The organism is Vibrio rarus, assembly GCF_024347075.1.
GTDB classification, from domain to species: domain Bacteria; phylum Pseudomonadota; class Gammaproteobacteria; order Enterobacterales; family Vibrionaceae; genus Vibrio; species Vibrio rarus.
Genome location: NZ_AP024900.1, coordinates 755,026 through 768,831, shown reverse-complemented (window position 1 = coordinate 768,831; position 13,806 = coordinate 755,026). Strand labels below are relative to the sequence as shown.

The 13,806-nt window shown below is 42.4% G+C and carries 12 protein-coding genes; 5 read left to right on the top strand and 7 right to left on the bottom strand.

Annotation, left to right across the window (positions count from 1 at the left end; genetic code table 11):
• Positions 1 to 30: 30 nt before the first annotated feature.
• Positions 31 to 963, top strand: coding sequence for a transporter substrate-binding domain-containing protein (locus tag OCU56_RS03650; RefSeq protein WP_261874199.1), 933 nt, complete (start codon positions 31 to 33; stop codon positions 961 to 963).
• A 74-nt stretch (positions 964 to 1,037) separates the two neighbouring features.
• Positions 1,038 to 3,263 (top strand): putative bifunctional diguanylate cyclase/phosphodiesterase, encoded by a 2,226-nt coding sequence (locus OCU56_RS03645; RefSeq protein ID WP_261874198.1) that lies wholly within the window; start codon positions 1,038 to 1,040, stop codon positions 3,261 to 3,263.
• Positions 3,264 to 3,488: 225 nt separating this feature from the next.
• On the opposite strand, the gene OCU56_RS03640 is transcribed toward OCU56_RS03645, so the two are convergent.
• The 3 genes from OCU56_RS03640 to fadR all read right to left on the bottom strand — a co-directional run bounded on the left by OCU56_RS03640 (position 3,489) and on the right by fadR (position 5,771).
• Entirely contained in the window at positions 3,489 to 3,755 is a 267-nt protein-coding gene (locus OCU56_RS03640) for a hypothetical protein (RefSeq protein ID WP_261874197.1), read from the bottom strand.
• Positions 3,756 to 4,457: 702 nt separating this feature from the next.
• Positions 4,458 to 4,727, bottom strand: coding sequence for a hypothetical protein (locus tag OCU56_RS03635; protein ID WP_261874196.1), 270 nt, complete (start codon positions 4,725 to 4,727; stop codon positions 4,458 to 4,460).
• A gap of 204 nt (positions 4,728 to 4,931) precedes the next feature.
• Positions 4,932 to 5,771 (bottom strand): fatty acid metabolism transcriptional regulator FadR, encoded by an 840-nt coding sequence (gene fadR, locus OCU56_RS03630; RefSeq protein ID WP_261874195.1) that lies wholly within the window; start codon positions 5,769 to 5,771, stop codon positions 4,932 to 4,934.
• A gap of 595 nt (positions 5,772 to 6,366) precedes the next feature.
• Here fadR and nhaB point away from each other — a divergent pair.
• Positions 6,367 to 7,962 (top strand): Na(+)/H(+) antiporter NhaB, encoded by a 1,596-nt coding sequence (nhaB, locus tag OCU56_RS03625; RefSeq protein WP_261874194.1) that lies wholly within the window; start codon positions 6,367 to 6,369, stop codon positions 7,960 to 7,962.
• A 216-nt stretch (positions 7,963 to 8,178) separates the two neighbouring features.
• Positions 8,179 to 8,706 (top strand): disulfide bond formation protein DsbB, encoded by a 528-nt coding sequence (gene dsbB, locus OCU56_RS03620; RefSeq protein WP_261874193.1) that lies wholly within the window; start codon positions 8,179 to 8,181, stop codon positions 8,704 to 8,706.
• Between the two features lie 124 nt (positions 8,707 to 8,830).
• Here dsbB and OCU56_RS03615 read toward each other — a convergent pair whose 3' ends face one another.
• Positions 8,831 to 9,433: a YecA/YgfB family protein gene (locus OCU56_RS03615; RefSeq protein ID WP_261874192.1), complete on the bottom strand. Its 603-nt coding sequence runs from the start codon at positions 9,431 to 9,433 to the stop codon at positions 8,831 to 8,833.
• Between the two features lie 156 nt (positions 9,434 to 9,589).
• Between OCU56_RS03615 and dusC the strand changes: the two genes are divergently transcribed.
• A complete protein-coding gene (gene dusC, locus OCU56_RS03610) occupies positions 9,590 to 10,546 on the top strand; it encodes a tRNA dihydrouridine(16) synthase DusC (protein ID WP_261874191.1) in 957 nt (318 codons plus the stop codon).
• Between the two features lie 108 nt (positions 10,547 to 10,654).
• Here dusC and OCU56_RS03605 read toward each other — a convergent pair whose 3' ends face one another.
• The 3 genes from OCU56_RS03605 to OCU56_RS03595 all read right to left on the bottom strand — a co-directional run bounded on the left by OCU56_RS03605 (position 10,655) and on the right by OCU56_RS03595 (position 13,398).
• Entirely contained in the window at positions 10,655 to 11,449 is a 795-nt protein-coding gene (locus OCU56_RS03605) for an ABC transporter ATP-binding protein (protein WP_261874190.1), read from the bottom strand.
• Entirely contained in the window at positions 11,446 to 12,363 is a 918-nt protein-coding gene (locus OCU56_RS03600) for an ABC transporter permease (RefSeq protein WP_261874189.1), read from the bottom strand. The genes OCU56_RS03605 and OCU56_RS03600 overlap by 4 nt, the downstream gene beginning before the upstream one ends.
• A 69-nt stretch (positions 12,364 to 12,432) precedes the next feature.
• Complete coding sequence (locus tag OCU56_RS03595; RefSeq protein WP_261874188.1) at positions 12,433 to 13,398, bottom strand: ABC transporter substrate-binding protein; 966 nt, start codon at positions 13,396 to 13,398, stop codon at positions 12,433 to 12,435.
• Positions 13,399 to 13,806 lie beyond the last annotated feature (408 nt).

Below are 13,806 nucleotides of genomic sequence, written 5' to 3'. Positions count from 1 at the left end.
CCCAATACTCTACTTAGGATAATTTCATTAATGACAGCACCCAAGACTCTGTGGACGTTTATTGGCAGTATTTTAATTACATTACTGTTGAGTATTAAGGCATGCTACGCCCATGATTTAAAAGAGATTCGTGAAGCTGGTGTCATTAGACATATCGGCATCCCCTATGCCAATTTTATTAATTACATCAATACCGACGGATTATATTCTGCGCGAGGGTTAGATGTTGAACTAGTGCTAGGCTTTGCTCAATACATAGGCGTAAAATACGAATTTGTACCTAGCACTTGGAGCCGTGCATTTGGACAACTTACCGGCAAGAGAGCTGTATTTAAAGACAATAAAATACAATATGGTGCCAGTGAACCGATTACAGGGGATATAATAGCTAACGGGGCAACCATTCTTCCTTGGAGAGAGGAGTTAGTGGACTTTTCTGATGACTATTTCCCTTCTGCTGTATGGCTTGTTTCTCGGTCAGACTCAAAACTAAAGCCTATCTCCCCAAGCGACTCTATCGATAATGATATCGTGGAGGTTAAGCGACTAATTAAAGGTCAAGATGTCTTGGTAATGGAACAAACCTGTTTAGATCCAAACCTTTATGATCTCTACGAGACAGGCGCTAATATTATACTTCCAGAAAAGGCACGTAAGTTAAATGAAATGGTTCCCGTCATTTTAAATAACGATGCGGCCAATACTTTACTAGATGTCCCTGACACCTTAATCGCTTTAGAGAAATGGCCAGGTGAAATCAAAGTGATCGGCCCGGTATCAGAAGAGCAATTTATGGCTGCCGGTTTTCGTAAAGATTCCCCACAATTGCGTGAGGCGTTTAATGATTACCTAAAACTGATTAGAAGTAATGGTACGTATCATCTTTTAATTGAAAAATACTATCCTTCTGTTTTCTACTTTTATAGTGATTACTTCGAGGCTCACGAGAACAACGACAAATGAGAATGAGGCTTAAACTACATAGCCGAAATGCAATATTAATCGGAGGCTTCCTGCTGGGAGCTTACCTATTATTAATGATTATTGTCACCCAGGCAGGACAAGATCGCCTAAAAGAGTCTCAAATTAATGAACTCAACCTAAAGGTGCAAACATATGCTGAATCCCTTAGCTATTTTTTAGCTGAGACGCGTTATGACGTCCAAGGGGTCGCAAAACATAAAACGACTTACACGTTTTTTGCTAACCTCGCATCGGGGATGTCCATGAAATATGGATTAGGCTCTAGCCTACTGCAACTCAATCACAATCTCATAAGTTTAACCAAATCAACCCATAATAAGGTCGCCCTATTTGATCGAATGCTGATTGTCGGCTTTAAATCGAATGTCATTTCAGATTCTCATCGTAAACAGCCTTTTGATGTTAGCAGTATTCCATTTGATGAAATGCGTCATGTGGATAGCAAAATTGATATTCAATTTAAACACGACCACATGCTCATTAGAATGCTACAAAATGTGTACTTTAATGGCGAATTAGTCGGTGTCGTCGTAGGCTACGTAAAAAGAGACGTTTTGATTCACTTATTGACCTCTCAAGAGTACCTCAACAGCAGCAGTCAACTTGATCTCGTTGCCAACCAAGCCATACTGCCCATTTGGAATACCTTTGAATCAAAGAAAGATCACCTAAACGCAAACCAAAAAAATACTTTATATTTTAGCCGAGAAGTTAAAAATACCCCTTTTAGGCTGCATGCTTGGTTTGAGCCTGTATCCGAAAGCCAAATCATTACCTCGACATGGTTTACCGCAGGTTTATCCTTTTTAGCTTTACCGGTTATCTTTGGGCTGTACTACTCGCTGCGTATCAATAACACCAATCTTGTTCTTACTACCAAGATTAAAGAAACACACAAGCAACAATCGGCATTAACCCGTCAAAACAATCGCCTTAAAACCGAAATTGATCGACGAAAAATGTATGAACTGGAATTAGCCTATCAAGCTACCCATGATGCGTTAACTCGACTTTCAAATAGGAAGTCAGGTGATGAGAAGTTAAGGCACGCTTTGTTACAAGCGCAAAGAAGCAATAAAAATGTCTTAGTCATTTTTATTGACCTTGATAACTTCAAACAAATTAACGATACATTAGGTCACTTAGCTGGGGATCAACTATTAAAACAGACAGCGCAACGTCTGCGTGACTCGGTGCGTAAAACCGATGTGGTGGCTCGTATTGGTGGCGATGAGTTCTTATTAGTAATTCCAGAGTTATCTTCAATAGAAGAAGCACAATCTCTAGCATCAAAACTACTCGTTACCTTTGAAGACCCCTTCTTGCTCGATAAAAGTGAGTTCTTTGTCTCTTCCAGTATCGGTATGTCCATTTACCCTCAAGATGGTCAAACAGCTGAAGATCTCATGGCACACGCTGATATTGCTATGTATCGGGTCAAAAAAGAAGGCCGTAATGGGTTTAGCTTCTATGAACCGAATATGAACGTCAATGTTCAACGTAACCTTGATATTGATGCAAGGCTACGCCAAGCCATCAACCAAGGTAAGCTAGAAGTCTATTACCAACCGATCATCGACTTAAACAGTGAAAAAATAGCAGGCGCTGAAGCTCTAATGCGCTGGAATGATGATAAGTTAGGATTTGTGTCACCCAATGAGTTTATCCCTATAGCCGAAAAAAATGGACTTATTCATAAAGTCGGTGAAATTGCCTTACATACGGCCTGTCATCAAATACAGCAGTGGCAAAGCATTCAACCGTTATCTATTGCCGTCAATTTCTCTTCGGCTCAATTTAGACAGCAAGACACCGTTATGCAGAATGTGTTAACCGCTCTGCAGTCATCAGGGCTCGATCCAAGTTTGCTCGACATTGAAATTACTGAAAGTTTGTTGGTTAGCAATAACAGTGAGACCAATCGCTTATTAGAAGACATCAAGAAAATTGGCATCCATTTCTCTATTGATGATTTTGGTACTGGGTATTCAGCATTGAGCTATTTACAGAAATTTCCATTCAGTAAACTGAAAATAGACCGATCATTCTTACAAGATATGGAAAGTACCCCGTCGTCTCAAGAACTCGTTAATGCCATTATTGCTATGGCAAAAGCGCTCGGCCTGAAAGTAGTTGCTGAAGGCGTTGAAACCGCTTGGGATAAAAACTATCTGCAAACCCATAACTGTGAATTTGCACAAGGGTATTACTATAGCCGTCCGTTATCTAAAGAAGCCTTTGAAGCTTTATTGCTCGAAAGCAATCAACAAACCAGCTAGGTTGAAACAACAAAGACACCTTTCACTCTCTGTGCAGGTCAATGGGTTATACCAATCACACTAAGTAAGTGTTCAGAAATAGCGCAGGAAAAATGCTCGAAAACAAGGCAGAATTTTTCCATAAGTCGTTATTCTACAATCAAAAATTCTAACGCAGTTATCGTGTATGTTAACAAGCTAGAATGACCCGTTATTTAGTACGATTGGTATCATTATCCGTGAGGATTAAGCCCGTTTATGGTTAATGAATTTATGTTGTTTCATGCCATTGTCATGTTGGCTGTGTTTTTTCATGCTATCTGTCATGCTAGGTTGGCTTTGCCTATCTGAATGCCAACCCTTCCTCACTCTATCAGTGCTGTCGCCACTGCGATTTTCCGCCACCACTATCGCAGAAGAACCCATAAAGCCAGTAGTTGAATCTACTTGCGCTAAAACCACAGGTGCAAACAGCGCAATACAAGCCACTAATAATCCAGAAATATATTTCATTTTCACGCCCTCATTAAACAAAGTTAACATTACGAGCGTCCCTTACTTTGTACTACTTTGATGATATCAACGACCTATGCTGACACAGAATTTGCTATCATTTTCAATTAGGGACTAACGATTGTTTACGGTATCCACCTCAAAAAGGTTCACTCTCGCCTCCATTATCCATTCCGTTCATCGGCCAAAACATGACCCTTTATGAGGCAGATACCTGCCATCAAAGTAAGTAACGGATCCTCCTAACCTAGGCTTAACTCGACTACTTTTTGCAAAAGAAACCCTATGCTCACTTACTGTGATTGCTATAAATAGACCTTACCGGATAAGTAAATCTTTCACATAACATCGAACAACCGACATCAGTTTAAGACTTTTAATACCTATCACACTAAGTAAGTGTTCAGAAATAGCGCAGGAATAATGCTCGAAAACAAGGCAGGATTTTTCGATAAGTCGTTATTCTACAATCAAATACTCTAACGCAGTTATCGCGTATTTTAACACGCTAGAATGACCCGTTTTTTAGTACGGTTGGTATAAGTCATTCACTGATTAATTCTGATAGATGGGCATGGCAGCAATGCATATATATTAGTTTTTGATTGTGCTTATTGGTGTGCAAGTGAAGGGGTATTTATAGTAAAAAGCGACTCAGGGAAACTGCCTCTAGAAAGAAGCAGTTATAAGCTCACCGGCAAATTAGCTACGTTTGTGATGAATCCGTTTACGAGGCTCTTTATCCGCCTTATCTAACATAGGTGAGTCAGTAGTACTCTGCATTGGGTTCATCATGTCATCCTTTTTAATGGATGTTGACGGAACCACCTTTCTCTCTGTGCTTGACCCACTTTTGTTTTCCGCCATCAACACTGAAGTGGAGTTAACTTTCGTCGTATCAACATTTTGTTGGGCTAAAACGACGGGGGAGAACACGATAATGGACAAGACTAAGCTCATTGTACTTTTCATTAGAACACCATCCTTTAACTGATACGTGCTTTTATAGTTTAGTCGCACATCCACCACAAAGATATTATTGACTATTATCACTGTGTAAAGGGAGGTGAGATAATGTTGCCATTAAAAATAGTGAACAGCCGTGTACTAAGAGGCGTGACAGACAAAAAACCCTGCGCTAAGGCAGGGTCAAATCATCAATACTGACGCGTTATTTTAGCTGTCATCTTCTGTAAAGTTAGTCGGTAGACTGACTTTCATTTCGTTCCAGTATTGACCACTTTCAATGCCATATTGACGTACAACCGCAGGAATACGTTCGCGATTTCCGTCTTCACATATAGCCAGAAGATCTTTATAAAAGCGCAAGGCTAAGTCACGTGATTTCGGGCTTGAAAAGTAGAAAGCTCCCACACGATCGTACAGTTTTTTAATACCGTTAAAAATCAAACCGTAAATTTGATTACCCGAGTGGAAAGCTAAGTGCTGAAACAACATGTAATCATAATAGTTAAACGTCTTGGCAATCATGATTGCATCACGTTTCAACTCGTCTTTCTCATTGTCTTCTTTCACATTCTGCGCAATTTTATCTGAGTATGGGAAAGTATCCATAAAGCTAGCAAAGGAATCTGCAGCCATTAACGCCTCACAAGACTCAATGACACGCTTTAATGTAGCCTCAGACTGCTCTTTATTCACCTTAAACGCATAGCGCATGAAGATTGGGCTGATACTCGTTCTCGCCGCCAACAGATCCTCTACGATGCTCGTAGCATTATCCGCATCCAGAGTCATTAAAGTATCCAAAATATGCAAACCTGAAGTTTCCATAAATTGATTTACTTTAGTGGGTTTGCCATGTTGAATCGTCAACCAACCGTCACGAGCAAGGCGCTGTAGCACCTCTCTCAACGTGGTTCTTGTTACCCCAATCAACTCAGAAAGTTCACGTTCCGCAGGTAAAATAGAACCAGGCGCAAAACGTCCGTTCCAAATGCTTTCGATAATGTACTTTTCTGCAAAGCCTGCAGGGCTTTTCGCCTTAATAACCATAGATTGGCAGTTCCAAGTCAAAAATTAATTCAAATATAACTCATCATACCACCTAATTTACGATTACAAAAATAAGTCCGACACTTGTAGTCAATAGGATCAAAGGCTCACCAATAAATACAAACAATATAAGTGAATAAAAAATCAAAAAAGCAAGCCTATGTTTCATAGCAACAACAAAACAAAATGAAACAAAACCGATTATGCAAGTGACACTTAATTACAAAATCAGTAAAACATCACAAATAACCCCTAAAAATTCAACACAATCAAACCCTAGAGTACGACTAACACACTGAATTTTTACCAACACAACCAAGCACTTACAAAACAGCGGTTAAAACAGCCACTTTCCCCTAATTTGTTTTCACTCGTATTGAGAGTTAGATCACATTAATAATTTGACTAACAAAGCTATTAGAGTAAATTTGCGTCAATAATATTAGTGTTACGAGATATTACATCTCGCTGCCCACCAATATATGAACTTATCTCACTGCAAATCTTAAGTTTACCTACTAATTGAATCCGGTTATTGCAGGAGCGGTCAAATAGCGACCTAACCCGATTTACATTACTTATAGAGAGAAGCATTATGCCCTTGAGTCTAGGAAACGCCTTTATCAAGAATTTTCTTGGCAAGGCTCCAGACTGGTACAAACTCGCCATTATTGGCTTTTTAATTATTAACCCTTTCGTCTATTTCCATGTTGACCCCTTTGCCGCCGGTTGGTTACTGGTTGTTGAATTCATTTTTACCTTAGCCATGGCGCTAAAATGTTATCCATTACAACCCGGCGGACTGCTCGCCATTGAGGCCATCGCCATTGGCATGACAACCCCTGAAATGGTTAAGCATGAGCTGGTCGCAAATATAGAAGTACTGTTGCTATTGATCTTTATGGTGGCCGGTATTTATTTTATGAAGCAGTTATTGCTACTTATCTTTACTAAGATATTGCTAGGGATTCGCTCTAAAGCCATGTTATCGGTCGCATTTTGCGCCGCGTCCGCTTTTCTTTCTGCTTTTCTTGATGCTCTGACTGTTATTGCCGTTGTCATTAGTGTGTCTATTGGTTTCTACGCCATTTATCACAAAGTGGTATCAGGGAAAGGCCACAACAGTCAGCATGACCACACTCAAGATGGTCACCTTACTGAACTCACTCGTGATGATCTTGATGAGTACCGCGCGTTTTTACGCTCACTACTTATGCATGCTGGCGTTGGTACCGCCCTTGGTGGTGTAATGACCATGGTAGGCGAGCCACAAAACCTCATTATTGCCGATCAGGCGGGTTGGTTGTTTGGTGAATTTATTTTACGCATGCTACCCATAACCTTGCCCGTATTGGCAATGGGTTTGTTAACCACCATTGTTATCGAAAAACTAAAAATCTTTGGCTATGGTTCTGAATTGCCACCTCAGGTGCGTCAAATATTAGTGAATTACAACCAAGAAGAAAAAAAACGTCGCACGAAACAAGATGTGGCCAAACTTTGGGTGCAAGGTGCCATTGCAGTTTGGCTGATTTTTGGTCTAGCCTTTCACGTTGCGGCTGTAGGGCTTGTGGGCCTGTCGGTGATCATTCTTGCCACCGCATTTACTGGGATTATTGAAGAGCACGCCTTAGGCAAAGCATTTGAAGAAGCACTGCCTTTTACTGCGCTTCTTGCTGTCTTCTTTGTGATTGTTGCCGTTATTATTAAACAAGATTTATTCGCACCTATTATTGATGCTGTATTGGCTGTGGAAGATCAAAGCACACAATTAGTGCTGTTTTACATTGCTAATGGCGTCCTTTCTATGGTGTCAGATAACGTGTTTGTGGGGACAGTGTACATTAATGAAGTTAAAGAGGCTCTGTTGCACGGTGTGATCAATCGCGAACAGTTTGATTTACTTGCCGTTGCCATCAATACCGGAACCAACCTACCCTCTGTTGCTACGCCTAATGGTCAAGCGGCCTTCTTATTCCTACTCACCTCAACACTTGCGCCACTAATTCGTCTCTCTTATGGACGAATGGTGATTATGGCTTTCCCATACACCATTGTTTTGGCACTGGTGGGGATGTTTGGGATCATGTTCTTATTAGACCCTATGACAGCCGCCTTTTATGACCTCGGTTGGATAACCGATCCACCGATGCAGGCAATAGGTGCGGCAAGTTCTGCTTTAGGTCACTAAGCCAAGTAACACTCTATTGATTTGCCCTTAATAAAAAGGTAAAAAGGAGTGACTATTATCAGCCAGTATAATGAATACCAATCATAGTAGGTTAATGGTTATCTATAGCGTAGTAAAAACCCTGTTATTCGGTGTTTTTACTCCCCACATGACCCATTATTTACCACTGGTATAACTGTTGTATTGGCTTTTTTGTGCATAAAAGGACTTAATGTCATGCTCGAAAACTTATATCAATTTTCTCGCTCACGCTTATCTTGGCTGTTACTGCTTCTCACTATTGTGGCATTTGAACTGTGCGCTCTGTTCTTTCAGCATGTTATGCTGCTAGCACCCTGCGTTATGTGCATTTATGAACGAGTGGCTATGATGGGGATTATCGCCGCAGCTGGTATTGGCTTATGCCAACCTAGCAACCCTGTTTTTCGCAGTATTGGCTTAATTGGCTGGATAGCCGCCAGTGCTAAAGGGCTGCAACTTGCACTTGAACATGTTGGCTACCAACTGCATCCTTCGCCGTTTAACACCTGTGACATCTTTGTTCAATTTCCAAGTTGGGCACCACTGGATCAATGGGTACCTTGGATGTTCCACCCCACTGGTGTTTGTAGTGAGATTGTATGGAGCTTCCTCAATCTTTCCATGCCACAGTGGCTAGTGATTATTTTCTCTGCCAGCCTTGTTGTTGCCTCTCTTTTCACTTTGCTGCAATTGAAGGGCTTACAAAAGCCAACAGCGGGCTAATTTCAGTTTACCTATAGCAGCAATGATTGCTGGTTAATATTAAGTACGTAAAAAGAGGAGCAGATCGTATCTGCTCCTCTTTTTAATCGTTTGGCCAGTCTTGTAAAAACTCATCACTTACAAACTAAGCAGCACAGCATTTTTTAAATTTCTTTCCACTACCGCAAGGACATAGATCGTTTCGTCCCACCTCTTTAAACGGGTTCAACGTCTGGCTTTTATTGCCCAGCATAAGCTCATCCGCCGCTTGCGCCACTTCATTAATCATTAAATCAAGTTGCGGTTGTAAATCGCTAATTTGTGGCAGTTGCTCATAGCCTGCTTGTTGCATTTGTTGATGGGTTTGCTGTTCATCAACCAATAAAGACCAAGTGGTTAATAATGCGGATAACATTCTTGCCGTACCATCGGCAATATCTAGGGATTGCCACTCTTGCTCAACCGCTGGCCAAATGGCCAAAAAGCCTTCCGCTACATCAGCTAAATGTTCGCTATCGTTATGGGTTAACTCAAGAACCGAATACTGATTGGCTTTGAGCTTGCCGTATTGGCCATTGATATGCTCAATAATATTGGGCTTTGCCACCTCAAACGCACCGCTGCATAGATCCTCGGCCCATAATTCCGGCTCTAAAGGTTTCACCGTTAGGTTAGCCGCTAATATGGCCCCTTCCCAAAAGTAGGAACTTTCTTGCTCACCTTTAGGTAGGGTAATTAAATGACTCATAATATCCACTCATCCACATCTGCACATATAATAGCTATCTAGTATGAGTGAAAAGCGCGTTCGCTTCTACACTAGGATCTGCCACGGATATTTATCGGTGACATTTTACCCAAAACCCACTAAAATCCCGCCTCCTGTACACAAAGGTAGAATAACATGCGTCTCGTTCTTGGCCCTATGGAGGGTGTTCTCGATCATTTAATGCGAGAAATCCTTACTGATATCAATGATTTTGATCTATGCGTTACCGAGTTTGTGCGCGTCAGTGACCAAGTATTGCCTGATCGTTCGTTCTACAAACTTTGCCCTGAACTGCTGCAAGGCTCAAAAACTAAGTCAGGTACGCCTGTACACCTTCAATTGCTCGGTCAACACCCACAATGGATGGCAGAAAATGCTCACAAAGCCTATCAACTAGGTGCGGCGGGCATTGATCTTAACTTTGGTTGCCCTGCCCGCTTAGTCAACAAAAGCAAAGGGGGTGCGGTATTATTGAAAGAGCCTGATTTGATGTATCAAATCATCAATGCTTGCCGAGCGGCCGTGCCTAGTCATATCCCTGTGACCGCTAAAATTCGCCTTGGCTGGGAAAACCCTGAAGATTGCTTTGAGATAGTGGATGCAGTAGAAAGTGCTGGGGCTAATGAGTTAGCCATTCATGCCAGAACAAAAATGGGTGGCTATAAAGCGGATCAAATTCGCTGGGATTATTTAGCTAAGATCCGCCAGCACACCACAATGCCATTGATTGCTAATGGTGAGATCTGGAATTATGAAGACGGTCAACGCTGCCTTAACACAACAGGCATTGATTCCCTTATGGTGTGCCGAGGAACCTTTAATGTCCCTAACTTAGGCAATGTCGTAAAACACAATCAAGCCGTTATGCCTTGGAGTGATGTGGTTGCCTTATTATTACGATATTCCGAATATGAAATGAAAGGCGATAAAGGCTTATATTACCCAAACCGAGTCAAACAATGGTTCTCTTACTTACGTCAGCAATACCCAGAAGCAAAAGAGCTATTCCACAATATTCGCCGATTTAATACCGCAGAACCTATTGTTGAACATATTCATCGTTATCACAGTGAATTATTAGCTCAAGCCTAAATCATCATCCGTTGTTGCCACAGCCAATAAAAACGTGATGTCTTTAACTTAGAAGTAAAGACATCACGCTCAACTTAAACAAGAAATACCACAAAGTGTCTCTCGCCCCTAACTCAGTAACAAACCATCATCGCTAAGTTCTTCACCACGCACTTTGCTGAACATCTCTAATAGGTCGGGCACTTGCATATTCGCCCGTTGCTCACCGGCGACATCCAATACAATTTTGCCTTGATGGAGCATAACCGTGCGGTCGCCACAGGCCAGTGCATCTTTCATTGAATGGGTAACCATCATGGCTGTCAGGTTAAATTCCGTGATGACTTTTTTAGTTAAATCAATCACAAAAGACGCCATTCTTGGGTCCAGTGCGGCAGTGTGCTCATCCAACAATAATAATTTACTATCAGAAAGTGTTGCCATTATCAGGCTAACCGCTTGTCGTTGTCCTCCAGAGAGCAATCCGATGCTGTCCCCTAGCCTATCCTCTAAGCCTAAACCTAGTATCGCGATACGATCTTGAAACAGTTTCCGACGCTTATTAGATAATGATAGGCTCCAACCACGGCGGTGCCCTCGGCGATATGCCAAGGCCATATTTTCCTCGATGGTGAGTTCACCACAAGTGCCCGCTAAAGGGTCTTGGAACACACGAGCACAAAGGCTTGCTCTTTGATCTACCGTGCGACGTGTTACATCAATGTCATCAATAATCACACTGCCGTCAATCATAGGTGTTTCGCCAGTGACTGCACCCAGTAAAGTGGATTTACCCGCACCATTAGAACCAATAACCGTAAGAAACTCATGTTCAGGAACCACAAGATCAACACTGCGTAACGCACGATTTTCTAAGATGGTTCCGGGGTTAAAGGTAACCTGAATATCGTTGAGCTCTATCATGCGACTTCCTTACTGCTACGTGCCTGCAGCAGTTGCTGCTTGGCTTTATATTTTGCTTTCATTTTGGGGGCGATCAAAGCCACTGCCACCAAAACGGCAGTAACCAGATTGAGATCCGACGCCTGCAAACCAAACATGCCGGAACTTAATGCAAAAGCGACCGCTAATCGATACAACACGGAACCCACGATGACCGCCACCACCGCCACCCAGATTTTACGTCCCGGTATCAAGGTTTGTCCCAAGATCACCGCAGCTAAGCCCACTACGATAGTGCCCACCCCAGAGGTGACATCGGCAAAGCTGTTGGTTTGCGCAAATAATGCGCCAGCAAATCCAACCAGAGCATTGGATAAAGCCAATCCAAAATAGGTATAAAAAGAGGTACTCCCCCCTTGCGCTCGCACCATTCTGGCATTCACTCCTGTGGCGCGCAGCCCAAGACCAAAATCACTGTTCAATAAACGAATGCACAATAACGCCACGATCAACACCAATAGCCCCACCAACAAAGGACGAATCAGCATTGGGTCTCCTAGGCTTTCAAAAGGGGTCAAAATAGTGGTTTCCCCTAGCAAAGCAACATTGGGCCGACCCATGATACGAATGTTGATAGAAAAAGCGGCAATCATAGTTAAAATCGAAGCCAATAAATGCAAAATGCCACAGCGCACCGCGAGAAACGCCGTCACCCATCCAGTGACGCCCCCTGCAATCATCGCCATAGCCGTTGCCAACCACGGATTAACGCCGGCGACAATAGCGGTGGCAGCCACCGCCGCTCCCATAGGAAAAGAGCCATCCACACTAAGATCGGGAAAATCCAGCACGCGGAAAGTAAGATAGACACCTAAAGCAACCAGACCGTATACCAAGCCCAGCTCTAAAGCCCCAAAAAACGCGAAAGCAGACATACATACTCCTCTGCTACCTAAAGATCCACAAAGTGACATCGCTCCTCTTGTATAAGAGGAACTATAGGCTTATTTAATTTCGGTAGCTCGAGCCACAACGGATTGAGGGATAGCGATACCTAGTTTTTTAGCGGCCGTTTGGCTAATGGCCAAATCAGAGCCTTGGGCTACTTTCACATCCAGTGAACCGGGAGCTTGCCCATCCAGAATCGCGGCCACATAGTCCGCCGTTTGCACGCCAATTTGGTAGTAATCAAAACCTAGGCTAGCAATCGCCCCTTTTTCAACATAAGAGGTCGCTCCGCCAAATACCGGTTTCTTCGCTTGGTTAGCCGCCACTATCATGCCTTCAATAGCACTGGCTACCGTATTGTCTGTGGGGGCGTAAATCACATCCGATTTTGCCACTATAGCTTGAGTTGCAGATAATACATCCGCACTTTTTAGTGCCGTGGACTCAACTACCGTCAACCCTTTCTCTTTGGCGGTCGCTTTAAGGATCTCAACCAAACTCACTGCGTTGGCTTCTCCTGGGTTATACACCACGCCAATCGTCTTTGCCTGTGGCAGGATTTCTTTTATCAAATCCACATGTTGCGCCACTGGAGAAAGATCAGATAGACCGGTGACATTTTTACCCGGCTTTTCTAGTTGAGAAATTAATTTTGCGCCAACCGGATCGGTGACAGCGGTAAATACCACAGGAATAGTGCGAGTTGCTGATACCAATGCCTGCGCTGTAGGAGTGGCTATACCCACCAGCACATCAGGATTATCACCCACAAATTGACGGGCTATTTGTACCGCAATCGCAGGGTTACCTTGGGCCGTTTTATAATCAAACTGCAAGTTCTCCCCTTCGCTATATCCTTTGGCTTTTAAGCCATCTAGCAAACCTTGACGTGTGGCATCTAGAGCGGGGTGCTCAACTATCTGTGATACGGCCACTTTGGCTGTTTTAGCCAGCACATTGGCGCTGGATAAAACAGCGGCACTTAAAATACAAGCACTCATAATAAGGTTAGTTGTTTTCATTTTCACTCCTTGATTCAGCAAACAAGCTGAGTTTGATATCCGTTTCTATGACAGTGTCTTGCCCATTATTTAGGCCAAAATAAACATCATATTGGGCGCAGTCCTCAGCCCAACAATCCATTATTACCCTTTAGACGCAGAAAACAAAAGTGAATAATATGATAGAGATCTCATATTTAATGAGATGTTAATGAAATGTCACAATAATACCAATCACACTAAGTAAGTGTTCAGAAATAGCGCAGGAAAAATGCTCGAAAACAAGGCAGAATTTTTCGATAAGTAGTTATTCTACAATCAAAAATTCTAACGCAGTTATCGAGTATTTTAACAAGCTAGAATGACCAGTTATTTAGTACGATTGGTATAAAGTGGTAGTCAAAAGAAAAATGTCATGCAAGGTAGGGA